This window comes from Nostoc sp. DSM 114159, assembly GCF_053470285.1.
On the sequence record NZ_JBPFEH010000001.1, the window covers coordinates 1,165,893 to 1,191,721 of the forward strand.

Annotated in this window: 23 protein-coding genes and 3 pseudogenes; 6 read left to right on the forward strand and 20 right to left on the reverse strand. The window is 41.0% G+C overall.

What is annotated here, in order from left to right; all coding sequences use genetic code 11:
- Positions 1-314: 314 nt before the first annotated feature.
- On the reverse strand, positions 315-542 hold the full coding sequence (locus tag ACR5KR_RS04675; protein WP_448265655.1) for a competence protein CoiA family protein: 228 nt from the start codon (positions 540-542) through the stop codon (positions 315-317).
- A 211-nt stretch (positions 543-753) separates the two neighbouring features.
- Between ACR5KR_RS04675 and ACR5KR_RS04680 the strand changes: the two genes are divergently transcribed.
- Complete coding sequence (locus tag ACR5KR_RS04680) at positions 754-1,431, forward strand: class I SAM-dependent methyltransferase (protein ID WP_445632173.1); 678 nt, start codon at positions 754-756, stop codon at positions 1,429-1,431.
- A gap of 340 nt (positions 1,432-1,771) precedes the next feature.
- On the opposite strand, the pseudogene ACR5KR_RS04685 reads toward ACR5KR_RS04680, so the two are convergent.
- Positions 1,772-2,125, reverse strand: a pseudogene (locus ACR5KR_RS04685) (IS1 family transposase); the annotation flags it as partial.
- A 124-nt stretch (positions 2,126-2,249) separates the two neighbouring features.
- Between ACR5KR_RS04685 and ACR5KR_RS04690 the strand changes: the two are divergent.
- Together ACR5KR_RS04690 and ACR5KR_RS04695 are read left to right on the forward strand one after the other, a co-directional pair.
- Complete coding sequence (locus ACR5KR_RS04690) at positions 2,250-3,281, forward strand: IS701 family transposase (RefSeq protein ID WP_448270056.1); 1,032 nt, start codon at positions 2,250-2,252, stop codon at positions 3,279-3,281.
- Between the two features lie 327 nt (positions 3,282-3,608).
- Positions 3,609-4,061 carry an Hsp20/alpha crystallin family protein gene (locus tag ACR5KR_RS04695; RefSeq protein ID WP_448265656.1) on the forward strand — a complete coding sequence of 151 codons (453 nt, stop codon included), beginning with the start codon at positions 3,609-3,611 and terminating at the stop codon, positions 4,059-4,061.
- A gap of 221 nt (positions 4,062-4,282) precedes the next feature.
- On the opposite strand, the gene ACR5KR_RS04700 is transcribed toward ACR5KR_RS04695, so the two are convergent.
- From ACR5KR_RS04700 to ACR5KR_RS04710, 3 genes are all read right to left on the reverse strand, one after another.
- Positions 4,283-4,717: a hypothetical protein gene (locus ACR5KR_RS04700; protein WP_448265657.1), complete on the reverse strand. Its 435-nt coding sequence runs from the start codon at positions 4,715-4,717 to the stop codon at positions 4,283-4,285.
- A 136-nt stretch (positions 4,718-4,853) separates the two neighbouring features.
- The gene (locus ACR5KR_RS04705) at positions 4,854-5,093 is read right to left on the reverse strand and encodes a helix-turn-helix domain-containing protein (protein WP_448265658.1); all 240 of its coding nucleotides are present in this window, start codon (positions 5,091-5,093) and stop codon (positions 4,854-4,856) included.
- A 43-nt stretch (positions 5,094-5,136) separates the two neighbouring features.
- Positions 5,137-6,060, reverse strand: a complete 924-nt coding sequence (locus ACR5KR_RS04710; RefSeq protein ID WP_445627559.1) for a methyltransferase domain-containing protein — start codon at positions 6,058-6,060, stop codon at positions 5,137-5,139.
- A 453-nt stretch (positions 6,061-6,513) separates the two neighbouring features.
- Between ACR5KR_RS04710 and ACR5KR_RS04715 the strand changes: the two genes are divergently transcribed.
- The gene (locus tag ACR5KR_RS04715) at positions 6,514-7,410 is read left to right on the forward strand and encodes an alpha/beta fold hydrolase (protein ID WP_448265659.1); all 897 of its coding nucleotides are present in this window, start codon (positions 6,514-6,516) and stop codon (positions 7,408-7,410) included.
- Between the two features lie 94 nt (positions 7,411-7,504).
- Here the strand turns inward: ACR5KR_RS04715 and ACR5KR_RS04720 are convergent, their stop codons facing one another.
- Together ACR5KR_RS04720 and ACR5KR_RS04725 are read right to left on the reverse strand one after the other, a co-directional pair.
- Positions 7,505-9,001: a S10 family peptidase gene (locus ACR5KR_RS04720; protein WP_448265660.1), complete on the reverse strand. Its 1,497-nt coding sequence runs from the start codon at positions 8,999-9,001 to the stop codon at positions 7,505-7,507.
- A 278-nt stretch (positions 9,002-9,279) separates the two neighbouring features.
- Complete coding sequence (locus ACR5KR_RS04725) at positions 9,280-10,485, reverse strand: RNA-guided endonuclease InsQ/TnpB family protein (protein WP_448265661.1); 1,206 nt, start codon at positions 10,483-10,485, stop codon at positions 9,280-9,282.
- A gap of 149 nt (positions 10,486-10,634) precedes the next feature.
- On the opposite strand from ACR5KR_RS04725, the gene tnpA reads away from it, so the two are divergent.
- Positions 10,635-11,027 (forward strand): IS200/IS605 family transposase, encoded by a 393-nt coding sequence (gene tnpA, locus ACR5KR_RS04730; protein ID WP_445627553.1) that lies wholly within the window; start codon positions 10,635-10,637, stop codon positions 11,025-11,027.
- A gap of 334 nt (positions 11,028-11,361) precedes the next feature.
- Positions 11,362-12,273 carry an IS982 family transposase gene (locus tag ACR5KR_RS04735; RefSeq protein ID WP_448265662.1) on the forward strand — a complete coding sequence of 304 codons (912 nt, stop codon included), beginning with the start codon at positions 11,362-11,364 and terminating at the stop codon, positions 12,271-12,273.
- Positions 12,274-12,713: 440 nt separating this feature from the next.
- Here ACR5KR_RS04735 and ACR5KR_RS04740 read toward each other — a convergent pair whose 3' ends face one another.
- The 13 genes and pseudogenes from ACR5KR_RS04740 to ACR5KR_RS04800 all read right to left on the reverse strand — a co-directional run bounded on the left by ACR5KR_RS04740 (position 12,714) and on the right by ACR5KR_RS04800 (position 25,707).
- Positions 12,714-13,568 carry an SDR family oxidoreductase gene (locus tag ACR5KR_RS04740; protein WP_448265663.1) on the reverse strand — a complete coding sequence of 285 codons (855 nt, stop codon included), beginning with the start codon at positions 13,566-13,568 and terminating at the stop codon, positions 12,714-12,716.
- A 184-nt stretch (positions 13,569-13,752) separates the two neighbouring features.
- A complete protein-coding gene (locus ACR5KR_RS04745; protein WP_448265664.1) occupies positions 13,753-14,646 on the reverse strand; it encodes a 4-hydroxybenzoate solanesyltransferase in 894 nt (297 codons plus the stop codon).
- 247 nt (positions 14,647-14,893) lie between these two features.
- Positions 14,894-15,700 (reverse strand): methyltransferase domain-containing protein, encoded by an 807-nt coding sequence (locus tag ACR5KR_RS04750; protein ID WP_448265665.1) that lies wholly within the window; start codon positions 15,698-15,700, stop codon positions 14,894-14,896.
- Between the two features lie 33 nt (positions 15,701-15,733).
- Positions 15,734-16,096, reverse strand: a pseudogene (locus ACR5KR_RS04755) (ISL3 family transposase); the annotation flags it as partial.
- 422 nt (positions 16,097-16,518) lie between these two features.
- Entirely contained in the window at positions 16,519-17,223 is a 705-nt protein-coding gene (locus tag ACR5KR_RS04760; protein ID WP_448265666.1) for an HAD family hydrolase, read from the reverse strand.
- 16 nt (positions 17,224-17,239) lie between these two features.
- A complete protein-coding gene (locus tag ACR5KR_RS04765) occupies positions 17,240-18,784 on the reverse strand; it encodes a prenyltransferase/squalene oxidase repeat-containing protein (RefSeq protein ID WP_448265667.1) in 1,545 nt (514 codons plus the stop codon).
- A gap of 345 nt (positions 18,785-19,129) precedes the next feature.
- The gene (locus ACR5KR_RS04770) at positions 19,130-20,572 is read right to left on the reverse strand and encodes an alpha-L-fucosidase (protein ID WP_448265668.1); all 1,443 of its coding nucleotides are present in this window, start codon (positions 20,570-20,572) and stop codon (positions 19,130-19,132) included.
- A 234-nt stretch (positions 20,573-20,806) separates the two neighbouring features.
- Positions 20,807-21,766, reverse strand: a pseudogene (locus ACR5KR_RS04775) (L-lactate dehydrogenase); the annotation flags it as partial.
- A gap of 63 nt (positions 21,767-21,829) precedes the next feature.
- Positions 21,830-23,224: a mercuric reductase gene (locus ACR5KR_RS04780; RefSeq protein WP_448265669.1), complete on the reverse strand. Its 1,395-nt coding sequence runs from the start codon at positions 23,222-23,224 to the stop codon at positions 21,830-21,832.
- Positions 23,225-23,390: 166 nt separating this feature from the next.
- Positions 23,391-23,756 carry a hypothetical protein gene (locus ACR5KR_RS04785; RefSeq protein WP_448265670.1) on the reverse strand — a complete coding sequence of 122 codons (366 nt, stop codon included), beginning with the start codon at positions 23,754-23,756 and terminating at the stop codon, positions 23,391-23,393.
- A gap of 106 nt (positions 23,757-23,862) precedes the next feature.
- The gene (locus tag ACR5KR_RS04790) at positions 23,863-24,267 is read right to left on the reverse strand and encodes a DUF302 domain-containing protein (protein ID WP_445627548.1); all 405 of its coding nucleotides are present in this window, start codon (positions 24,265-24,267) and stop codon (positions 23,863-23,865) included.
- A 52-nt stretch (positions 24,268-24,319) separates the two neighbouring features.
- Positions 24,320-24,799: a nuclear transport factor 2 family protein gene (locus ACR5KR_RS04795; RefSeq protein ID WP_448265671.1), complete on the reverse strand. Its 480-nt coding sequence runs from the start codon at positions 24,797-24,799 to the stop codon at positions 24,320-24,322.
- Positions 24,800-25,311: 512 nt separating this feature from the next.
- The gene (locus ACR5KR_RS04800; RefSeq protein WP_448265672.1) at positions 25,312-25,707 is read right to left on the reverse strand and encodes a DUF6130 family protein; all 396 of its coding nucleotides are present in this window, start codon (positions 25,705-25,707) and stop codon (positions 25,312-25,314) included.
- Positions 25,708-25,829: the final 122 nt, after the last annotated feature.

The window sequence follows — 25,829 nt, forward strand, 5'->3', positions numbered from 1 at the left end:
AGCGGGTCAAAGGGTTTGGCTATGATTCCTTTTAAATAAACTCATAATTTTTTGTGAGATAGATGAGGAATGTAGTTGAACAGGCTCATTAAGATGCGATCGCGACTCAACAACTCCTGCGAATCCAGCACAATTTCCTCAGAAAGCCCTTAGATTTTCCTTCAGTTTCACGCCTTCCTTGGGCTTTGTTCTACTTTTACAATGACTTTACCATCAAAGTTCGATTCCTTATCTCCTCGAAAGTGAGCGATCGCTCCAGATCCCCTCATCTAGTTTATCTGTACTACTTTGTACACACCTTACCTACCACTTTGTCAATATTTAGATGCGTTTGCCCTGGGCAGAGTGGGGAACTCTCGGTTAGCTATGGGGCGGCAAGTTTGGTCATTATGAGCAAAATGATGCTCTTTGACCTTGCCTTTTTTAGCCGTTAGACCACCATTACAGTAAGGACACTTAAGTGAAGTCTTCCCCCTGTTGATATCTTCAATACATATCAAGATACCTTCTTCATTTACACCATATTTTAGCCACATCGTCATACCATTATTGAATAGTTAAAGTTGCTCTTACAAGTGTGCTTCAACTTTTCAAAAATGTATCTATCTTCTGGATTAGTGTAATGTTGATTTGAAGAATCTAAGTGTAAGAGAGTGAAGCGTAGGCATCTTGAACCGTAAGTATCGCTTTTCTTCATCTACAATACTTAGGGGATTCAGAAATTTTGCACAATTGTTAATAATGTCAGTTTTTATGTTTGAACAGCAACCTGAAGATTTACGATTTTATGTTAAACAGTTAGCTACTGAAGCTGTACAAAAATCAGAACCATCGGCATGGTTTGAGGTGTTATATACCGAAGCTAAAGGTGATACAGCAAAAATTCCTTGGGCAAAGTTAGCTCCTCATCCTTATCTACAAAATTGGTTGACGAATCATGAACCGTTCGCTTCTGGGCAAAAGGCGCTAGTCATTGGTTGTGGTTTGGGAGATGATGCTGAAGCTTTAGCAAATCTAGGATTTGAGGTAACAGCTTTTGATATTTCACCGACAGCGATCGCTTGGTGTCAAGAGCGATTCCCAGATTCGACTGTCAGCTATGTAGTTGCAGATTTGTTAGCAATTCCCTCACAATGGCATCAAGCTTTTGACTTTGTTTTTGAATGTCGTAATATTCAAGCTTTGCCGTTGAATGTGCGTTCTTTGGTTATCTCCTCAGTTGCCTCGCTTGTTGCTCCTGGTGGTACACTTTTGCTGATTACTCGTGTTCGAGATACAGAAGCTGAACCGGATGGTCCACCTTGGCCATTATCAGACTCGGAACTCAAACAGTTTGAAAATGTGGGATTACAGCAAGTAGAAAAACTCGTATTTTTAGAATCTGAGCTTCTTGACATTAAGCAAGTGCGGATTGAATATCAAAGACCATAATTCTTTGATGTCCTCTGAGCGCTAACCGCTTGTATTAATGGATACCCCAAAATTTCTTAGAGGAAAAAAAGGAAAGTGAAGGTGTTGGCGATGCCTACGGCGGGCTTCGCCAACGCTCTATTTTCCTCTCTACGAGACGCTACTCGCGTTCGCTTGATTGAGGGCAGCGTAAAATTCTTGAGAGCAATCTTTTTTGCTGGCTATGAATAGTTGTTACATTGTGCTTTAAATCACTTTATAAGTTCTGACTCAAGGTGGTAAAAGAATTGTTGTTGGATGGTTGTGTCTACACAAGAGTCCTGCAAGAGTTAATTTCGGCGTTGCATAAATGCGGGATGATTCAGCTAAATACAGGTATGTCTCTATACTTTAGGTAGTGAAGTAACAATCGAATCGAGTATTTGAGCATATCTACAGATTTGCTATAGCATAATGTTTTTCGATGTAGTCGTGCCAGATAATGACGTAAACGAGTATTTTCACCTTCTACCCTAGTCATATATGTTTTGCTGACAATATGGTCTCCTGGTTCAATAAAACTGGCATAAACTTTCTATCCATCTGTCACGTAGAAATAACATTGCCAACAGCAAACAATCTCCCATAAAGGTTTAAATGTTTCGGCGCTATGATCTCCCAAAACCCAAGCTAGAATCCCTTCACGAAAGTGATTTACCGCAGTCCATAACCATAGAACTTACGCATTGACAAGTGGAACAAAAAGTGTATAACGAAAATGTAGAAAAATACCAGCGATCGCTAGTTAATAGAGGCATGAAAAACAGATAATTTACCTGTTTGTGTTTAGGGTTCGGACAATCAGAGCAATTACAAAACCATCCACTGCCAAGTGTGACCTCAACACTTACACTTTGTTCTTGCTAGCAGAATCAAAGTATTCAGGTTGCCAACGTTTGGCGCAGATAATGAAAAATTTGTCTCATGATAGCGTCAATAGATTTTTGCTGCGTGAGCAGTACGAACCCAAGGATTTATTTGAAGAAATCAAACCACACATCAACTTAATTGGAGGTACTTTAAGTGGTGACGATACAGTAATTGATAAGCCTCATAGCAATCCAAAAATAACGGAATTAATTGGTTACTATTACTCAGGTAGACACCATCGTGCCGTTAAAGGAATTCAATTAATTACCTTGTATTACACGGATGTATCTTTTAAGTCTGTGCCAGTAAATTATCGCATTTATAACAAACAGGATGGAAAGACTAAAAATGATTATTTGCAAGAAATGATTGCTGAGGTTTTGGATTGGGGTCTTAGTCCAAAAACAGTGACTACTGATAGTTGGTACTCCAGTCAGAAAAACCTCAAGTTCTTTAAAGACAAGGAATTAAGGTTTTTAACAGGAGTAGCTAAAAATCGTTCATGTTCAGTCGATGGGAAAAATTATACTCAAGTCCAAAACTTAGAAATTCCAGAAGTTGGTTTAGTAGTGTATCTAAAAAACTTTGGTCAGGTAAAGGTATTTCGCAGAAGTTTCAAAAACGAAGCTTACAGATATTACATTATGTATATTCCTGAAAAAGATGCACTTTTATCAATTTCTAGAGCAGACTTCAAAGAATTACACTCAATACATTGGGGTATTGAGTGTTACCACAGAGCTATTAAACAAGTTTGTGGTGTTGGTAAATTTATGGTGAGGACAACTGAGGCCATCAGAACTCATTTTTTTAGCGCAATTCGAGCTTTTACACAGCTAGAATTAATGCGAGCAGAAGAGTTAATAGAAAATTGGTACGAACTCCAAAGAAATTTATCTCTTCAAGTAGCCCGTGACTTTATTTTAGAACACCTATCACAGAAGTTGATCCAGATTGCATAATACCAATTTTCTGTCAATGCGTAAGTTCTACAACCATTTAGTTAGTTATGAAAAAGTAAGTAATTCTCTAACTGCACCATGCCCTTTAACAGCAGATTAATTAGTTAATTTTTAGTGATATTGATAGTTATTATTCTGGTTTACCGTACTCATAAATGAAAGGAAACCGTAATCTTTTCTTCTGTTTAATTTAGTGCGGTAATCATCATTTAATTAGGTGAGGATAACCGAATTTACATGAGTTTTAAGCATACTTATTATGAATACATAAGCACAAAAACAAGTGCAAAAACGATTAAACAGAGCTAATTAATGCGAGAAAGAGTTATGGCACTAGTTCGTTACAATCCTTGGCAAGAATTGAACGCTTTTGAACGTCACATCAACGGTTTATTGGGAGATACCAAAGTCCCATCTGCACGGCTTGATAGAGATTTTATCAAAGTTCCGGCGGCTGAGTTGCACGAAACTGATGATGCGATTCTTCTATTGCTAGAACTACCAGGACTAGAGGCTAAAGACCTAGATATTCAAGTCACCCAAGATGCTGTTCACATTAGCGGTGAGCACAAGTCCCAAACTAAAACTGAAAACAATGGCACTACAAGAAGTGAATTTTACTACGGTAAATTCCAACGTGTAATTCCTCTATCTGCTCGAATTCAAAATACCAATGTCACCGCAGATTATAAAGACGGCATTTTGAATCTGACACTGCCTAAAACTGAGCAAGAAAAGAACAAAGTTGTCAAGGTTAATCTTGAACTTCCTGCTGCCTAATTGGTTGTGAGAAAACTATTCTACCTCCAATAATTGATTGAGATAGCTAAAAGCCCAGTTATGAGATGACTGGGCTTTTTTGTATACGATGTCTACGACGATTGATGTCGCTTGGATTTCCTCTCTACTTTACGAGACGCTACTCGCGTTCGCTGGATTGGGTGGGGCGATAAGCCTACGGCATAGCTTGGCTTACCGCAGAACGAGTAAAAATTCAAATTTTAGTGATGAAGACGAGCTTGGCGCTCACGCAATTCACGAGCTTTTTGTTCACGAGCTTGGCGCTCACGCAATTCACGAGCTTTTTGTTCACGAGCTTGACGCTCACGCAATTCACGAGCCTTTTGTTCACGAGCTTGGCGTTCACGTAATTCACGAGCCTTTTGTTCACGAACCTGCTGTTCATGCAGTTGACGCTCACGAATTAGTTTAGTGTTATTAAAAGCAATAGTATTAATATTTAAATGTTCATTGCGAAAATTTACAACAGAAGCATTAGCATGAGTTGAAAGAGCAGCAATTGAAACAGAAGCTAATAAACCACCAAGAAGAATAGATTTTAAGCGGTTCATATATCCTTTAATCCTTGTTTTACTTAACTTGTATATTGCCAATATATTCTGCATAATCAAGAAAAGATATCTAGCAAATGTCATCACTTAAACATGACTAAAGTCACTAAGCGCCTCAGTTGAGGAAAATCGGTAATTCAATAGTTGCGATCGCAACTTCTGTTAACATCTACGCACTTCCTCATAGCTTTGAAATCCTTGTGAGTCTTTTAGTTCTTCTTTAATGTGCGATTCGCACCTCCAGGGAAATGGTTTTTGGTCGTCCTGGACTTTTACGAAGTTCAAGCAGGGTGCTTAATCCACCAACTCTTTCGAGTTTTAACCACCTCTGCACCGTTATACGTCCTCTACCTAGCACTACTGCTAAGTGCTGTACCGTTTCTACCTGTCGCGTTTTGAGTAAATACAATGCCTGTATTCGTTCTTTACCATATCCAGTTTTTTGCTGTCTCAACAACATTGCGTATTCCTGCATATTTATACAACTTCAAGCGATTACTTGATTAAACACATTTGCGGAACATGATGCCCATCCCACACCGAAAACTTAGCCAATAGCCAAAAATAGCGTAAAAAAGCAATTGATAAGAGCTTAATGCTTTCGCTATTTGGAGCGGCTCAAGAAGAATGTCTAATGAACCATCAAACAGCCTTACGTAAGCGTTCCAAGCTCGAACATTAAAGCCGAACCAGCGTGTATCACCAAATCGGCGCTCAATGAAATCTACAGGCTCCCATCCCTGACTTGTGCCTAAAGATTCGAGAATTTCATGAGTGTATATATGAATGTGGTAAGGGACATGGACAGGGTTATAATGATCGGCTAAGTCAGATCGGTTGAGGTTGATATTAGCAGCGTTAGGTGTGGCGATCAAAATATAACCACTAGGAGACAACAGGCTATTTAACTTGCTTAGTAGTATATTAGGGTCTTCAACGTGTTCGATGACCTCATGGAGCAAGATATAATCAAATAGCCCATGCCCAAGAACTGCTGGATCGCCAAAGCTGTCTTCGGATGCGTAAGGGTCATAACCGTAGGTATTACTAAAGCCACGTTCTCGGAAATATTGTACAAACAGACCGTTACCGCCACAACCATAATCGAGCAAAGAGTGAGTCTTAGAAAACCCATGCTTAATCAACTGACGACATACATTGCTACACAAAATCCGATATCCCTGTGTTAATTTAGCTTGAGCAAGAGGATATTTTGCGTAGTAATGGTCGAGATCCACGACATCTAGACAATGAATCGTCTTGCAATCGGGACATCTCCAAACCTTGAACTTTTCACCCATAAAGGCTCTAACATTACAGGGGAACGTAGAAAATGCAGATTCATCTTTTGGGTCAATGCGATAATCACAAATCACGCATTCAAGGCGTTGCTTGTTTGGATTGACTTGTTTTTGTTGCAACTGCATGAGAATTTACCTGTATTGAATTCGCAATCTCTGTAGATACAGTAGTTATCTCAAATCGGGCGTTGCACAATAGTAGGATGAATTTAGGAAGATAGGAGAATTTTATAAATTGCTAAATCTTTTCTTGATTCTGCAATGCCCGATCAAGTATTGGAGCATAAAAATTGCATTGCGATCGCTAGCATTAAGTTTACTTAAACTTTTTATCAAAGACAAGTGCTGATTCTACATCAGGTGAAGTCTGTGAATAACCCAAGCTATATCGTTTCTATTATGCTAATTTAAGCTTCAATTAGCTTGAAACCCTTACTAGCCAAAGAACTCAAGCAAAAAGGCATTTTTTTTATTCGGAAAGTAGCTCAAACTCTTCTCTAGTATGCTTTCTCTCGTAATTTATTCTGATTTAGCATAGTTTAGAGGATAGAGCCATAACGCATTTTATGAATAAATATAATGTTCCCCAGTTTTCTGCCATCACAAGTTAACCAACTCAAAGACATAGAGGCGATCGCTTTTGTTAAAAGTATTGAAAGAATTGCCTTGACAACTTCTCTTAGTCAAGAGCCAATCTTGACAACCTACATTCACAAAGGTTCGGGAATCACACCAATTTTACTGCTGCACGGCTTCGACAGTTCGATTTTAGAGTTTCGTCTGCTGTTGCCATTACTTGCTACTCAAAATGAAACATGGGCAGTAGATTTATTGGGTTTTGGCTTTACACAAAGACAAAAACAAATCCAATATAGTCCAAATAGCATCAAAATTCATCTTTACAAATTTTGGAAAACTTTAATCAATCAACCTATCGTACTAGTGGGTGCATCAATGGGAGGTGCTACTGCGATTGACTTTACTCTCACTTATCCGGAAGTTGTAAAAGCACTCGTATTGATTAATAGTTTGGGTTATACTTATGCCCCTACTTGGAGCAAATACTTATTTCCTCCTTTTAATTCTTTAGCTGTAGAATATCTACATCAACGACACATCTGGGCATTAAATATCGGTAGTATTTTACCTAATTTAGAGCCAAAAGTCTTGTTAGCTATTCAATGTGCGATGCTGCATCAAGAAATGATTGGTTGGCATGAAGCTATGATTTCTTATGTGAAAAGCGGAGGTTATAGTGAATTGGCGGATTCAATTTCCCTACTTGACAAATCAACACTGATTTTATGGGGAGAGACTGATGATATGCTTCCACTAAAAGATGCAGAAAAGTTCCATCAAGATATTGCCAATTCTCGGTTAATCAAGCTGAAAAATTGCGGTCATACACCCCAAATTGAACAGCCACAAATGACATCTCAACATATTTTTCAGTTTCTAAATTATCGGAAATTATAATTATCTTGAGAAATATGAAACGGCAGTGGTTAGAAAATGCTGACTTCTATCTTGGTTAGATAAGTCTGTTTTATGTGAACTTTCTCTCCTCAAGTCAGGCTGTTGCATTGTGGTAGAAAGCTTTCATCTGAGCCAACCATAAACAGCGCGATTCATCCCAAGTGTAAAACATATGCCCACCTTGAAAATGTTTTACAGTCAGATTGGGGCGAATCTGGGGATTTAATTTCATCATATCTGCTAGATGCTTTGAGGCAAAATAAGGAGTGACCAAATCGAACAATCCATGAGCGATGTACACTTGCATATAGGGGTTCAAAGCCATCCCGACGCGCAGATCGTCCACCGAACCTAGAAAACCCTGCTTGAACTCGCCTTTGAGCTCAAATTTCCAAGCTTTGAATGTTTCCAAATTCAGCAGATGGTAAGATAAGTCGGTTTCAACACCTAACGTGTCCCGCAAGTGGCTATTGATTGCCCCGGTAAACAAGCGATCTAATCCATCAAGAGTCGGATCGCTGCCCTCATAATTCACGCGGCCCGGAAAAGGATCGATAGCCGTAATTGACGCGTCGTAAAGTCCTACAATTCGCTGTTGATCTCGCAGCAGTTCCCTGGCAAAGACTTCAATGCCAATCCTTCCTGCAAGTCTTTCAACCAGTTCTACGGGCAAGCCGATTAACCCTGCCATCTGCTGATAGGCAATTTGGCGCTCATCGGGTGTCATGGTATCTCCCATTGCCAGAAGTGGAATCAAGGTTGTGCGAGCAAATTGTTCTGCTGCTGCTATATGAGCTTGTAAATTCCCTTGTTCTGCTACCCATTGGACGCGGTTATGATGAGCGGCACTAGCCGCAAAGGAAGGAATCAGGGTTGCCCAAGCGGTAAGGTTGTAATCGCTACCAGCCAGCAGGCTGAACTCCAAAGCAGGAGAAATCACAATAGCACCGCAAAGACCGACACCAAATTCCTGTTGCAGCTTGCGGGCTAACCTAGCAACCCGAAAGCCGCCATAACTTTCTCCGGCAATAAAGATCGGGGACAGCCATCGCTGATGACCAGAGAGAAATCGTCCAATGAATTCTCCCAGCGCTTTCAAGTCTCGCTCAACTTCCCAAAATTCTGTTTCCTTGGGTTTGTCTGCCTCACCAGAATTAGCTTTCTCGCTCTGCTTGGTATCCTTATCATCTTGAGGTAAACTACGACTAAAGCCTGTGCCAATTGGGTCGATGAACACCAGGTCTGTAAAGCTTAACCAACTTTCAACATTGTCCACTACCCGAACTGGAGGTTTAGGTAGGCTACCATCAGATCCGAAACAAACGCGCTTTGGCCCTAATGCTCCCATGTGCAGATAAGCAGAAGCTGCTCCTGGACCGCCATTGAAGACGAAAGTAAGCGGTCGTAGCGTGGCTTGTTCAACCTCGGCTAAATAAGCCACATGGAACATTTCCGCAACGGGTTTTTCATTCTCAAACAAGGTTTGCCATTCTGCAAAAGCAGTGTAGCGAATCTGGCGATCATTAAGTGATAGCGTTTGCTCAGTTACACTGGACTTGCGGTTTACGGGTGAGTTAGAAGTATCAGGCATCTTATATATAGTAGTTAAGTAACAAAACAGTGCAAACTGGCAGTAATATCAAACTTTTTTTTGAGAATTCAGTATTAAACACTAATAATATATAACAACACCAGTTTCTAACACATATTGTCAGCGCAACCGCAGCAATCAATAGCATTCGTGCTAACCCCAAACGGCTACTCACCAGACTGCTAATGAATGCCGCCAAAATGTAGCCGCTAATTTGGCTAACAAACAGCAGGGTGACAGATGCTGGAGTCAAGTGTTGACACTCTCACCGCTAATTGCTAACGCAATGTAGCGGGAGATTCTTGTTTCTCAGAAACACGCTTTTTGGTACAAGTACCAACGAGTCTTACTGTTTCTCCACAAGCTTGAATTTCTGCTTGCCCAGCAGTATTTGTTGCTAGTATTCTTATCCCTTCCGCTCTCAAATTCTGTGAGGCATTTTCATCCCTATCATGAGTTGTTTGACAACCTAAACAAATCCACTCACGGATACTCAAATTCAGTAAATCATTTTTATGGCCGCAACATGAACAAAGTTTTGAGCTAGGAAAGAATCTGTCAACTTGAACAAATTTACCTCCCTCTCTTTCTAGTTTGTAGCTGATGAAGTTAAGCAACATACCAAAACCAGCATCATGTATTGACTTAGCTAATTTGGTACGTGCCAATCCTTTAATACAGAGGTTTTCAGCTACTATAACTTGGCGATCGTCAACTAACTTTCGTGAGAGTTTATGGAGAAAATCTTGCCTAGTATTAGATATTTTTTCGTGAACTTTGGCAACTACTTTAACTGCTTTTCGCCTATTGTTAGATCCCTTCACTTTACGAGACAAAGCTTTCTGCCTAATTCGTAGTCGTTTAGCATACTTTCTAGTAGGCTTGATTGGGTCAACTTTATAACAGGTTTCACCATCAAATACAGTTATTAAACTGGCTAATCCTAAATCAATTCCTGATATCTTGCCTTCTTTATTAACTGCTAAATCTTCAGTCTCGAATAAGATGGCAGCAAAATATTTATCTGAACTTGTTTTAGAAACAGTTACAGATTTAATCTTGCCATTAACATTCTTTGAAAGACTCGCTTTAACAATACCAAGTTTAGGGAGTTTTAATCCACCATTCTTAATTGAACAACTTTCAGGAAATCGAATTGATTGCTTGGAATGTTTGCTCTTAAATTTTGGGAATCCAGTGCGCTTTGCAAAAAAGTTTTTAAACGCAGTTTCCAGATTCTTGAGTGATTGTTGTAGAACGGCAGCAGTTGGTTCTTGCAACCATTCATAATCAACTAGTTTTTTCAATTGGGTAAGGTCTTTAGCCATCTGGCAATAAGTCATGCCCTTACCCGTTTCTTCGTATTGAGTATTGGTTTTATTGAGGTAGAAATTCCAAACAAAGCGGGAACATCCAAAGCTTTTAGCCAAGGATATTTCCTGTTCTCTGTTGGGGTAAATTCTGACTTTCAATACATCTAACATCAATACAACATTGAGAAACTATTGTGAGGCAGTGTGGTCTTGGGGAGCCAGTGCGGTCTTGGGGTTTCCCCAAGTGGAGCATCTGGCGTGGTTTCCCCCATGAACAACTGACGTGATAATATACTACTTACCGCATACCCTGTCAATATATGTACGATAATAGTTTTAGGTCTGTTTACAGACTTAACGCTCATATCGTTCTAGTCGTGAAGTACCGCAGAAAAGCTATTAATGCAGAAATCCTAAACAGGTTAAAAGAAATAATCACGGATACCCTTAAAAAATGGGATTGTGAACTGTTAGAGTTTAACGGTGAACCAGATCGCGTTCACATATTAATTGACTACAAACCTGATAAACCCCTCTCAACATTGATTGGAAATATCAAAACAGTGAGTAGCAGGTTAATACGTAAAGAATTTCCTTGGTTGGCTAAAAAATACTTTTACAACAAGCCCTACTTTTGGACTGGTGCGTATTTTGTGGCTAGTTGTGGTGGTGTCACAGTTGAGCAATTAAAAAATTACGTTGAGAACCCTTGAACAACCAAAACAATGATTCGCTGCGCTCTGTTTCATATTGGTCGCAATTCATGAGGCAGTGCGGTGGACGGGTTCCCCGGCATAAAGCAACTGCCGTCTCCCGTTAAGTCTGCGACTGTAACGGGAGTCCTCTTGCTCCATTAAGATAACGTGAGTTCGACGGATAGAAAACGGCAAAAAGCTTGCTAGATATGAAACATGAGAAACTGGGTAGGTGTTGCGATGGCGCGAAGCACCTGGTGGTGGCGATCGCTAAGATTAATTGAGAATGAGCAAAAAAGGCACAAAAAAACGCCGAGACTAAAAATATCTCAGAAAAATAAGGGTCTCGGCTATGTCTACCATTGTATCTCGCCTCGATATCGTACAAATATTCTGTGACGTAGATGATTTTTGTAACCAGTGGGAGAATTTGTGGGAACAAGTACCACAGTTACCATCCACAAAGGGAGAGCGTCGTAGCACTTCCCGAATGCATTTATCAGAGGTGATGACAATCGCGATCGCATTTCATGGTAGTGGTTATAAAACTTTCAAGGAGTTCTACACGTTGCATGTGCTACAAAGCTGGCGTGGAGCGTTTCCAAATTTGGTCAGTTACACAAGATTTGTGGAACTTCTGCCCTGGAGTTTAATGTTGCTGTGTTGTTTTTTGCATACACGGACAGGAGAAATTACAGGGATTAGTTTTATCGATTCCACCCCAATTGATGTTTGTCACAATTGCCGGGCACACGCCCATAAAGTTTTTAAAGGGTTAGTGAAATGGGGTAAAAATGCTGTGGGCTGGCACTTTGGCTTTAAACTTCATTTAATTATTAACGATAAAGGAGAATTACTGGCATTCAAACTAACTCCGGCAAATGTTGATGACCGTAAACCAGTTCCAGATATGACTCGTGACTTAATTGGTAAACTTTTTGGAGATAGAGGATATATCTCGCAAAAATTATTTGAAGAGTTATACGAACGAGGTTTAGAGTTAGTTACTAAATCTAAGAAGAAAATGAAAAATCGTTTGGTAAAACTGATTGATAAAATTCTTTTACGCAAACGGGCTGTAATTGAGTCAGTCAATGACCATCTCAAAAATATGTGTCAAATAGAACACTCTCGGCATCGTAGTGTGTTTAACTTTTTGGTCAATCTGATGGCTGGTTTAACTGCTTACACCTATTTACCCAAAAAACCATCGATTGATATTTACCCAAAAGATTTACCTGCACTACCTCCTGCCGTTTTCTAACCGTCGAACTCACGTTAGTTTAGTCATTCTGGGCGAACCCAATCGCTGAAAGCCATTTAGAGCTGGGAGCAACGCGATTTGGTGAGGTCAGGCAAAACACTACCTAGATAGCTACCATTCACTACACCAGCGTTATGAATTAGAAAGAAGTAAAAGAAGTATAGGTATTGCCGTTTGGTGGGATGCACCCATAGACCGACGCGCACGGCAAGAGTTGGAATTGAACTTGATTTTGAAATGGCGTAGTCCATTCAACAAAGAAAATTGGGAGCGCTGGGGGCAACCGTTTGGGTAGGGCATTTTCTTAGAGGACTGGGGGGGGCAATCGCTTAATGCAGAAGATACGAGGGAAGTATTTGCGGCGGGTGATATGCTCTTGCTGTGAAGCGGGATTTGATTGGTAAAAAGTGACACCGATAAAGAGCGATCGCTCTATATTCTCACAACCAAAACTTTCGATAATTCTCAACATATTGCCGCATCGTCAGTGGCGGACGACCGAGTAATTGTTCTACATCTGGTGTAATGCCACCTACCAATCCTAAACGAGCGGTTGTATAAATTGCTGCCATTACCAAAATGAAGCCCAACGACAGCCCGCGATCGCACATTTGCCAAATAAACTTCAGTAATGAGGGATTAGTATAGCGAATTGGTTTGCCCAAAACTTCTGTAAAAATTTCTGCTACTTCATAGTAAGTCAAGGCTTCCCTACCTGTGAGCGCATAAGCTTTTCCCAAATGCCCATCTTCAAGCAAAGCACGTACCGCAACAGCAGCAATATCACGCACATCAATAAAACTGGTTTTACCATTCCCTGCTGGCATAAACAATTCGCCACGGGTTTTGATATCCTCTCGGTGTACGGTGTTAAGATTTTGCATAAAAAAGCTAGCGCGTAAAAACGTGGCAGGAATGCCCAATTGCTCGATGTAGCGCTCAATCTTGGCGTGCGGTACAACTCGGTTGCGCTCGGCTCCTAAAAGTGAAACAAAAACGATATGCTCAACACCTGCTTCTTTTGCCGCATTCAGCGCCGGGGCAATTTGCCTCTTCACATTGGCAAGTGCAGGCGGACGTACTAAAAAAAGTTTGTTGACTCCTTCAAAAGCGCTTGCCCACGTTTCGGGGTTAATAAAATCGAACCAGACACAATGAATATTGCTGCCTAATATTTGTTGAGCTTTGTCGGGATTTCTGAGTGCGGCACAGACATGACAATCGTGGGATAGTAGCAAGCGAATAACCTCACAGCCAACATTCCCAGTCGCACCCGTCACTAAAATTTTCAACATTCCTTGTTTGCCGATTTGGTTTAATTAAGAGGCGCATTTTTTCAACCTATTTCTAACTTTAGCTAAACCGCAAGAAGCCTCTCACCTACGCGCAAGAGAGGTGATGAGATGAATTGTGGTTTAGCTAAAATTCAAGCGAACGCGAGTAGTGTCTCGTTGGCGCAGCTTAAGAAGAGAGGAAAATTTATAATTTTAAAAACCCGAAAATCATCCCAAAAAGCAATACAGAGCTAATCCAGACATTTTGACTGAACATTTGATTGTAGGCAGTATTTGGAAGTTCGGAGTCAAGCAGTTGTATAAACTGCCAAATCCAAGCAGTAGTTGCAATTATCAAACTAATCCAGAAACTCAGTTGCAATTGCATATAAAAGCCTAGCAAACCCAATAGTAAGGCACTAGTTGCATAGCAAACCATAACAGCAACAGGAGCATATTTACCAAAAAACAGAGCACTGGACTTAACGCCAATCCGTCGGTCATCCTTGCGATCAGACATAGCGTAAATGGTGTCGAATCCCACGGCCCACAGCGCAGTTGAGCTACACAGCAACCAAGTAGTAAATTCTATCTGCTCATTCACCGCAGTCCAGCTAGTCAAAACTACAAGGCCCCAAATTATTGCCAGTAATAACTGGGGAACTGGAAATACCCGTTTAGATAATGGGTATAAAATAATTACCGGAAGTGTTCCAACCCATAACCAGAACGAGAGGGGTTTTAAAGCAAAAGCCAGCATTCCATTCAAGCCCACAGAGATTAGAGCAACCGCGATTCCGACAGAGATAGAAAGCGCCCCAGAAGCTAAGGGACGCTCACGCGTTCTTTCCACTTGTGCATCAATATCTCGATCGCATAAGTCGTTGATTACGCAAGTTGTAGCACTGGTAGCTAAAGCAAAAAAAATGATTAGGTTAACAAGTTGTATTGATGGCATCCCCTTTGCTGATAAAACAGTACCCCAAAGAGCTGGAATTATTAAAATTAACCGTCCAGTGGGCTTTTCCCATCTTAGAAGTCGAACAATTTTATGCCAAAAAGGCTCTTTTTTTCTTTGAGATTCTGATTGAGTAAGCATAAGTTTGCTCCCACTGCATTTGTAGTTACTAATGCCAAGTTCATCTTGAGCTTGCCTACAGATTAAATCTTAATTTCTGAATTACGAATTACCAATTGGTATTAATTATCCTGTCTGAGAATGATAAACAGCAAATCTATCGCATTTCAAAGGTTAATCAACTACGATCTGCTTTCAGTTGTTCTTTAGAGAATTGATTTTCTCTTCACAATCGAATAATTCTGTAAAGCCTCAATAAACTGCATAGTTATTTTTGCGCCCAGATTTGTGTCACACGAGGGATGCCAAACAGTGTTTTTTCGTCCTCTGCCAACTCTCTTATTTGCTCTATAGTTTGCTTAATCTCTTCTGGTGTTGTTATTCCAGTTTCAATTAAGGCATCAGTCGCCTCTTTGAGTGACAAATCTATGAAACGCTTAGTTTCTTTGTGAATTGCGACAGGCTGCACTAAAAAAATTTCTCGCGTCCGCAAGCCAGCTTTTTGAAATATTTGGTAAAGCTTGCTTCCCATACAAAAATGCTGGCTACGAGTGTTACCTAGTCTAAGGAAAAGCTCAAAACAACGGTTGTAGCTAGGGTTAGCAGGTTGACAAAAAGCAGTGCTAAAATCGGCTTCCTCACACACTAAAAACCCACTCGGCTTGAGTAGTGCCAGCATTTCTTCCAGTGCATCTTTAGGGCGCGTCAGATGGATTAGCAAAAAGCGGCAGTAAACTAGGTCAAAGGAGTTATGAGGTAATCCTGTATTGTAAGCGCTGCCCAAGACAAATTTTACATTGCTCAAGTTAAGTGCGTCTGCATTTCCTCGTGCCTGTTCTACCTGCTCTGTACTCACATCTACACCAATAACTGAACCGTTGAATCCAACTTGCTCGCCTAACCAAGTGGAAACACTTCCAATACCACAACCAATGTCAGCTATATGCATTCCTTCACTGAGTCCAACTCGCCCAAGTAAAAACTCTGTATATGGCTTATGGATTTGGTGAAGAATTTGCAATCGATTTGCGCCTACTTTTCCAGTGGCTAGTGTGTAACGGTCATCATGTATCATTTTTTTTGGTTCTTCAGTACATAGTATGCTTAACTAATAGTTAAAATGCCAATTCAATAAGCATCTAACTCGGAAATTGTCAAAGTTTCTAAATCCATAACCGGAACGTTTAATTAACTTGTTCTTGTTATTAATGCCTTCCACAGCACCACTATTTGTCCTATTATCAAAGTAAGCAATTATCTCATAAAACCAACGGATAATAGTATTGTTACTCTTGGGAAAACATTTTTTAGCTTTCGATAACCACATACCGAGTTTAAAAACTCCCGGATACCAATTATCTGTCTTATTAAAAATCTTTCTAAATTTTTCTTTTAATTCATGCATTTCTTTTAAGACGGGAGATACATTCTTGACTTCAGAAAGTTTATTTATTTGCTCTTCATTTAAGCTGAAGAAGACTGGAGAATTTAAACTAATCATTGTGTACACACAGAAAATAAAAATAAAAAAGTTTGAAAGGCACATAAAAATCGTTCCTTAGTTCCGACTCCAATTGAAATCGGAACTTTTTAGCAATGGTGAGCGATCGCTATCCCCAATCATCATAAAGGCTGAAACGTTTGTAGCGTAGTAATTACAGGCTAGCTTGCCCCTGGTGACAGCTTCCGTAACTTTACCCCAAATTAGTGATTGCTTGTGGGTGAAAAATCATTTTGAAGAAGATGAGCAAAAATTACGGTTTTTAACGTAGACGAGGTTTATTGTCAATAGGCTGGGTGTAATTCTGATTACAAGGCATCGCCCTTACGGGATGTTACCTGCTTGACTATTAATCATATCGTTGGATTTATTAAAACCCACGATGTTATTGTTTAAGTCAAAAATGGGTTTTCTAACTCCATGATATGTTTGACAATATTATTCCGGTTGGTAACAAGCCAATCTTTCTCTTGTGCGATCGACATTAATGATGGATGAGGTTCAAACACTACAGGTTTTCCGACGATCTCAAGGAGCGCCGTATCAGTTATTGAATCACCTATGGCAAGGGATTCCTCCAGATTTACACTCCAATCCTTAACCATCTGTAGAAAAATAGAATACTTCTTGCCGAGAGATCCTGACAAGAGATTTACTTTTCCAGTGTACTTACCTTGGTGAATGGCGAAAATTGAGCCTTGGTATTTTGAAATTCCAAACTCCTCAGCTAGGCAACACACGATTTCATTCGGGCTACCTGAAATTAATACAAGGGAATATCCTTGGCTGTTGAGAATCTCGATGAGTTTCGGAACGAAAGGGAATAGTTTGGTTCGTTCTTGCTGCCATACTTGCCTAGCAATACGCTGCATTACAGTTTGTGATATCCCTGCAATCGCCTCTGCAAAGAGATTATAAGCGGTAGTTGCCATGATCTGGAAGTCAATTTCATTAAGGCGATATTTTTCAACTACTTTAAAAATATCCTCGATCTTTGATTTATCACTAATACCATTTGCTGTCAATGCTTGTAGTAACTGAAGCCCTAAAGCACCGGGGTAGAGAGTTCCGTCAATATCTAAGGCAGCAACTTTCATATCGTTCCTTTGCATATTATTCCCTGATAACGGCAGCGGTGTACTTCAGAGCGAGTAGCGCGAAGATACTAGTGAGAATAGGCACATCATAAGGTATGGGTCGGGGAGCTACTTGATCTGGTATGGAGACGAATTTTCCTTCTTCATCCTGCTGTAGCATCAGGTAATGTGTACCTCGCCTTAATGTTTCGGCATCACCAAGGCTGCTTAAGGCAATCAGGGTATATGAGGTACTGATAACATCGCTCGCGTCACCTAATTGATGACCCCAACCTCCATCGCTGTTTTGAGATTTACGCAGGTAGTCTAATGCTTTCGCTTCTGCTGTATAAATATTTTCTAAAAGCTGCGCGGATCGAATAACTTTACAGGTACGCATTGCTAACACTGAACGGAAAATCGCCTGTGCTTCGCTCAGACTCCAGCTCCTTTCAAAAGAACCGTCGAACTTTTGTTGGTCAGTGATGTAGCGCAGTCCTAACTCGAAGACGTTTGTATACTCAGTACAGCGAGGAGCCAACGCGTTAAGAGCTGCTGCTGTCATGGTAATTTCAGAGGAATTACCGCGCACAAAGGTAGGAAATCCACCATCTTCATTCTGAATAGCGAGAAGGTACGCCTCCCCTTTTGAAATGCATTCTTTGTATTTGTCAACCTCAACTGCCTGTAAAAACTCTACACAGAAAGAAGTATCATCTACGTCAGTCTGACCTGTACCCTCTGCGTATGACCATCCGCCATCTGATTGCTGTTGCCTCACTATGTACTCAGCCATTTGTAATAAAGTCTCTATGTCAGATCCACTATCTGTTAACGCTATTCCAGCAGTTGCTGTACAGAAAATCTCAAAACTGGCAATAAAAGGGAAACCGCCATCTGAGTTTTGACAACTTAGCAAATTGTTAATTCCCTTCAACACTACATGGTGGTGTTCTGGAAACTTTTGAAGTGCCAATAAGATGATAATATTGGCTAAAACGTGTTTTTCCCAAATCGAGTTATTGTTCTGCGTTGCCAGTAGAAATTCTACGTCATCAGGGTTTATCCACTTTCGGTAGTTTAAACCAAAAGCGTATAGAACTTTGAGAGCGCATATTTCAGCTGCAACCCAACTTTGATAACCTCGATAAAAGAAGTGTTCTATCTGATACTGGCTGTCATACGCTATTACCCCTAGTTCTGCTAGGATTGCACGGAACAGCACGCGCTTACGGCTTGCTGTAAAATGCTGAAAGCCTGTCATATAATCTTCAACAACTTGTGCATCTTCAGGTGTACTTTTACGCAATGCTCCAATAATTAGAGCCTTGTAGAACTTGTTATTATGCTCTTTATCAAGTTGAGTAGTTAAGTAGTGAGTGAGTTGATACTGACAATTTGGATATATTTCTTGGATAGTAAGCAAGTGGAGCATCAATGAGGATTCAAGTACACGGCTCTTGCAAACATCTCTAACAGATCCGTCTGTTTTAACTTGGTCTTTTAGATAGCGTGTAAGTTTCTTCTGGCAGTCTATAACTTGACCACGCAGTTCTGGCTCACCCAGTATTAAAGGTTGCAAAACAGAAGAGCTGACTATAGGATCAGAGAATTTTTTAAAAGTTTCCATAGATTTGTCAATAGGTTAGGTGTAATTCCGATCGCAAGGCATCGCTCTTACGGGGTGAAAAATTCAAGCGATCGCGCTGTTCTTCTTCTATCAACTCTGGAACTTCAACAGCCGTAACCGTAATTGTTGCTCTATTTTCCTAATTCTTAGCACTGTATAGCCTTAACTGAACCGTATTGACTGATAAGTATGATATTTAATTGAAAAGTTTAGCTTCAGGAAACATCTTCTATTAAAAAAGAAGCTTTAAGCCTTGTTTCTTTTTTAATCAAAGATGTTTCTAACTTCTGAATCAGATTATAGAAGCATACAGTTGATCTCTAATGTGTAAGCTGGTGATTTTTTGACTAAAGACTTGTGTGGTAGTGTTATGGATAAATTCTGACCGTACTGCTGCCACTCCAGTGTACCTCCAACACCTAGCATCGTAATATTTGCTTTTTGCGGCAAAATTATTCCTGGAATAGTAACCTTCCCAAATGTTGGCTCATCAAGCAATATTGCATATAATTTTCCTTTATTAGTGGTGTAGCGCACTCGAATACGCTCTGGAGTTAAATCTTCTGCTCGTATCCAATAGCGTGAGCCAAAGATTGCTTTACCATTCACATCTAGCCATTTACCCAAGCCTTCTAATCTTTCAAGTTGTACTTTGGATATTGAACCATCAGCCTTTGGCCCAATGTTCAGCAATAAATTCCCATTTTTACTAACAATATCTACAAATAAATCAACTAGTTCATCTACCGAAATCATGTTCAAATCAGTATCATTTTGGTTATAGCCGAATGAGTAACCTAAACCCCTTGTACTTTCCCATTTAAGAGGTTTTATTTGTGTAGATTGGCTATACTCAGGTGTGGAAAAGTCAAAGTGCAACCCTAACTGACCACCTGAATCAAAACGGTCATTTACTACACCATCGGGTACGCGATTGTAAAAGTAGGCCATAATTTCATTCGCTTGCCCAATAGGGTAGCCAAGATCGTTCCATAATATAGATGGCTGATAGCGGTCAATCAATTCGCGCCAATGAGCATTCGCATAATCTGCATAGGCTTTTTCCTGAATAATTGCTCCCACTAACGTATTGAAGTCTGTGATTGTTGTATCTTTAAAAGACCAATCAATACCACCAGAATAATACACACCCATCCGCATACCTTCTTTGCGAACAGCTTGTGTTAGTTCGCCTACAATATCGCGTGTTGCCACTCGCCCTGGCTGGTTTATAGTTTTACTAGGCCACAACAAAAAGCCATCATGATGCTTCGTTGTTAATACAACGTACCGCGCACCCACTTTAGAGAATAATTTTGCCCATTTCGAGGGGTTCCAATTTGTTATGGCTGCATTAAATCTGGGAATAAAGTCATCATAGGTAAAGCCTTCACCATAGGTTGTACGATGGTATTTATAGGTTGGACTGCCCTCAAGTTTCATGGAGTTGTAATACCATTCCGAGTAAGGGTTGTTCTCAAACCAATATTCCCAACCACGCTCTGCAACGACTTTGTTCAGTTCCCCAGTTAGTGGTGCATAGCCAGGTACAGAATATACCCCCCAATGGATGAAAATTCCGAGTTTCGCATCCTTGAACCAGTCTGGAACTTCATGCTTCGATAGCGATTCAGTTGTTGGCTCATAAGTTCTTTGTGCAAGGGCAACAGAAGTGAACAAGTTCAAAAATATTGTTAACGATAATGTAGCAAACAGCGCGCGTACTAAAAACTTAATCATTACAAGGTTCCTTATTGACAACTTTCTCAAACTTTAGAATGAAAGTATACTTAGTCATTTTTATCAACAAGCACTGGATGTTAAGTTTAAATCTATCAAATAGTGAAACTAAAGCTATTTGTTTCCTGAGTAGTATCTACTGAATATTAAACTCATGTACTGCCTTATTCTACTTGATGGCAAAGGTATTGTTTAGGATACTATATTTTCAACCACAACTGCACCCAATTAATTTTAATTATGCAGAAAATTATGGGCTTCATTGAGTTTGTTGGCTGATTCTTCTAATAAGCGTTGTTCATGAGCATTTCTTGATAACAGCAGTTGGCGCTCAATACCTGTTGAGCCAATGATACATGGAAGTCCAAGAACAACTTCACTGCCAACTCCATAGTTAGAATCTGCTCTGACGGATACTGGAAATATCTGCTTTTCATCTCGCAGAATGGTATCAACTAACTGACAAACTACTGTTGATATGCCATAGCTTGTATTTCCTTTGCGTTCAAAAATGTTATATCCTCGCTTACTAGTTAACTGTGCGTACTCTTGCTGAATTTGTTCTAGCGTTGCTCCTTGTGGTATGGGAAATTCAGTTAACAAAATTCCCCCAATAAATGCACTAGACCAAACCACAAATTGACTGTCTCCATGCTCTCCAATTACATAAGCATGAATGTCTTGTTTTGCAACATTCAGTTGCTTTCCAAGTTGATATCTCAGTCTAGCAGTATCAAGAACGGTTCCCGAACCGAAAATTAGGTTTTCTGCCCTGGTGGAAGTAGCGATCGCAATCCGCGTGAGTACATCCACTGGATTGCTAATGATAATTACAATTGAATTCGGTGCAACTCGATCCAATTCTTTGATTGTTGAACGTATAATCTCTGCATTGTTGCTCAATGTATCTAATCGGGTCTGTCCAAGTTTCGGCTGCACCCCAGCAGTCACAATAATGATATCTGAATCAGCTAAGTCTTCATACTGATTTGATGGTATGATTTCCATCTCCTTAAGTAGGGGAATGCTGTCTTCAATGTCCCATACTTGTCCTTCAGCTTTTGATAAGGTTCGGTCAAAAAGGACAACCCTTACACATCTGCCAAGTAAAACTAAAGCATTTGCAACATCTGCACCTACATTACCTGCACCAATAATACCGACTTTAGATGTTTTACTCATCATGCTATATCTACTTTTTGCAAGAGTGAAATGTCGTTTGTTTGGTAAATCTTTGGATCTGCAATTGCTGTCTTTTTACAACTTGGAAAACAATATATTTAATCCTTCGGTCATCGTGGGATGAGTTAAAATACCATCGCGCAGAACGGTGTAGGGCATCTGAGCTTGCATCACCATCTGCACCGTTGAAATCACTTCACCTGCTTCATGACACAACAGGGAACATCCTAGAATACGACCTGTATCTGTATCCACGATCGCCTTCAAAAGTCCATCGGTTTGACCGAGTGTTTTCGCTCTGGGAACGGCTGATGCATCCACCTTCGCCACGCGGATAGCATATCCTTGTTGCTGTGCTTCAGTTTCAGTCAAACCCACATGAGCCAGTTCTGGATCGATGAATAGACTTGATGGAACTAATCGATCTCGCGTACTCCGGTTGCCTCCATCAATTAAATTAGCTTTGATAATGCGATAATCATCGAGCGATATATGAGTGTATTGCGGGCCGCCATTGATGTCGCCTAACGCCCAAATCCCCGGAATGTTCGTCTCTAAGCGATCGTTGACTTGAATAAATCCACGTATATCGGTTGCCACACCAGCAGCAGCTAAATTTAAGCTATTGGTATTGGGCGCACGACCAACGGCGACGAGCAAATGCGACCCTTGGAGGGTGATTTCCCGATCGCCAACTTGGATTTGCAGGATGGTTTGATTATCAGTGCGAGTAACCCTCAACACCTTCGCCTTCAGCCAGAATTCAATACCATCTTTTTCTAGCAGTGTTTGAACTGCGATCGCTATATCTGGATCTTGCTGTGACAGGATTTGCTCATTTTGCCCAATGATAGTAACACTAGAGCCAAAACGCCGAAACATCTGGGCAAACTCTAAACCAATATAGCCACTACCGAGAACGATCAAGTGTTCAGGTAAATGTTCTAGCTCCATAATCGACTCACTCGTTAAAAATCCAGCTTCAGCGAGTCCGGGAATGGATGGAATTAACGGTCGTATGCCTGTATTAATAAATAAGCGTTCGGCAGTGAGTAAGCGATTGTTCCCCTCAGCCGTCGTCACTTCAATTGTTTTGGGAGCAACAAACCTTGCTTCGCCAATAATCAAGTTGTTATCCAGAGCCGTTTCTAGATTGTGCAAGTTCACTTCACGCGCAGATTGCACAACCGATCGTTTACGTTGGATCACCTCTGCTAAATTAACGATGGGTGTATTAGCTTTAACACCATAAACGGCACTATTTCGTACTGTGTTTGCCACATTAGCACTCGCCACCATAGTTTTAGTAGGAATGCAAGCAATATTAATGCACCCGCCACCAATCATATTTAAGCTGCGTTCAACCAAAGCGGTTTTACGTCCGTCAGCGACTAACGCCGGTGCAAGTGTTTTACCTGCTTTGCCGCCGCCGATAATAATGTCGTCATAGTGTTGAGCGTTCACTTCCATATCCTTTGAGTTCGAGCGGGTGAATACGACTTCTAGAAGGTGTGCTGAATTTCAGAAAAAACTGGCTTACTAAGAGGGTTTTAGCGATAACGTATTTGGGTAGCGTAATTCAAGATGCTTGCCGTAACTGGGTTTCAAAAAAGTGCATAACACCCGCGCTTAGGATTCAACTTTTCGTACAAGCTTGCTTCATCAAGATACGCTTGTTTTTATACACCTCTAAAGTACCAGACTGCGGGTTATCTAACGTGCCATCCCACACCCAATATTCATAAATTCCACTCCGAAACTTATACACTCGAACACCTTCTGTCGGTTGGCTTGTTCCTTTGCCCAAACTTAAATTACCGTTGGAACTGGTCGCGCGATAAAGCAGTTCACGAGAAGTATAATTCTGCCAAATATTGATGTTGTACCCACCCTGGCATTTTGTACTCAGGAGGAGGCCAGCAGTAGAATCAGCAGAAGCTCTTAAGGAAAAATTAGCTAAGATACTGATTGGCAGAGCCAGGAGTAACGCGGATGTTTTCATAAATCTTGCAAAATTAATAAGTTTGACATTTATTTGAGACTTTGACACCAGTGGCTAAATGCTGTTTCAAAAACGCCAAGGTGCGATCGCGTGCTAATTCTGCGACTTATTGGCGATCGGCAGAATTAAGTGCTCGATCGATTAAAGGTGCAATGATAGCGATATTTTTCACCAACTCATCACAGAGAGAAAATCGCTGTTTTAAGTAATTAGGATCGTTGTAACTCACCCAAACCTTGCCGTCAGTCGCTTCCCATGCCAGTACTTTCAGGGGTAAATCCAGGGCGATCGTGGGTTCTGCTACCATGAGGGAAGTTCCGGCTTTCGGGTTGCCAAACAGCAACAACTGTGTAGGACACAGGCTTAGTCCGACTTTTGCGGCTTCAGCCTGTTGATCGATGCGGGCAAAAATGGTGATGCCTTTTACTTGAAGGACGGCTTCTAATCGATCGATGGTTACAGGCACTGAATATTGACTGAGCTGGCTAATGATGCCGTTGTTTGCATTCATAGCAGTGGATTTCTTGTAGGATAAAACTGGACGATCTGGTTCGTTGAGCTTTTCAAAGATTGAGGTCTGACAATCCTGGATGCTCGTCGGGACGACGACCTAGTATCCAGTGGTATTTGCGATCGCTTTGGTGAATTGGCAGGTCGTTGATGCTGGCAATACGCCATCGCATGAATCCGTGTTCGTCAAACTCCCAATTCTCATTGCCGTAAGAGCGAAACCAGTTGCCGGAATCATCATGCCATTCGTAAGCAAATCGGACAGCAATGCGGTTGTCTTGAAAAGCCCAAAGCTCTTTGATCAGACGGTAGTCCAATTCTTTAAGCCACTTACGTGTTAAGAACTGAGCGATCGCCTCACGACCAGATAGAAATTCTGAGCGGTTGCGCCAAATGCTATCCGACGTGTAAGCGAGTGATACTAGTTCAGGGTTACGTGTGTTCCAAGCATCCTCTGCAATTCGGACTTTTTGGATGGCGGATTCACGATCGAAAGGTGGCAGGGGTGGTCGAGGATTTTCGGGGTTGTTCATAGTATGTAAGCGCTAGAATTGCGATTCTCGTTTCGAGAGGCTTTGCCAGCGTCTCAGCACGGTTGAATTAAATTTACAGCAGATTTCAAGTTGGTGAAGTAGACAAACTAATACCAATTCGCAATTCGCAATTCGCAATTCGCAATTCGCAATTGAAAAACTCAGATTTAGCAAGGCTTTCCTTGGTTCCATCTGTTGCTGTCTTTTGGAGAATTGGTATAAGTCCCAAAGCCAGGTATGAACTTTGTTTTACTTCTGGATTCTGCTGTAAGTGCCTGCCGACCGAATTACCTCAAAAGCAGTTTAATACAGATCGATGAATACCACCCGCGATGTGCAGCATTTTTCCAGATGCCTCCGTCACAACTGCAATTTTCCCTCTAATGGTACGCCAAGGCAACGCAAGCGGGGAAAAGGGGAAGGTGGAAAGGGTTTAAATCCCTTACCCTTTTCCCTTTAACCTTTACCCAACCTCCATCTAACATTTTTGGGTTGGTAGACTACTAGTTTTTTCATGATGATTTCTTAGGATCGGGCAGCGTGAACTCCACAGTTTCGCTAGTGATGACTTTGTGTGTGGGGTCAGCTAGTTCGATCAGCACCTTGTGCGCGCCAGGTTCCAGTCCGACCAGGATAATCGTTTCGCCACTGGAATCGACAAAGTGCCACGGCAAATCGTCAACGGTGATGTGGATATGACCGATGCGCGGCGATACTTCGAGAGCACCTTTGCCAAACACTGGCAACACACGCAAATTCTCCGTCCGGTACTGGATAAAGACGCGACCCTGAGCTAGTGGTTCGGGAAGCGGTGGATCGACAATCAACTTGGGTGGTGCTTCGTTTGCGATCGCAATCAACGGTGACGATCCGATAATGTCCCTAGCAGTCGGTGTGTGGCTGTTCATAGCAGGTAAGTACCTGATAGTAGTTTAAATATAACGAGCCATTTGAAGGTGAAACGGCACAGGGTTATCGCATCAAAGAAACGTTAACGTTTCTTTGATGCGAGTTCCCAGACCGCAGTTGC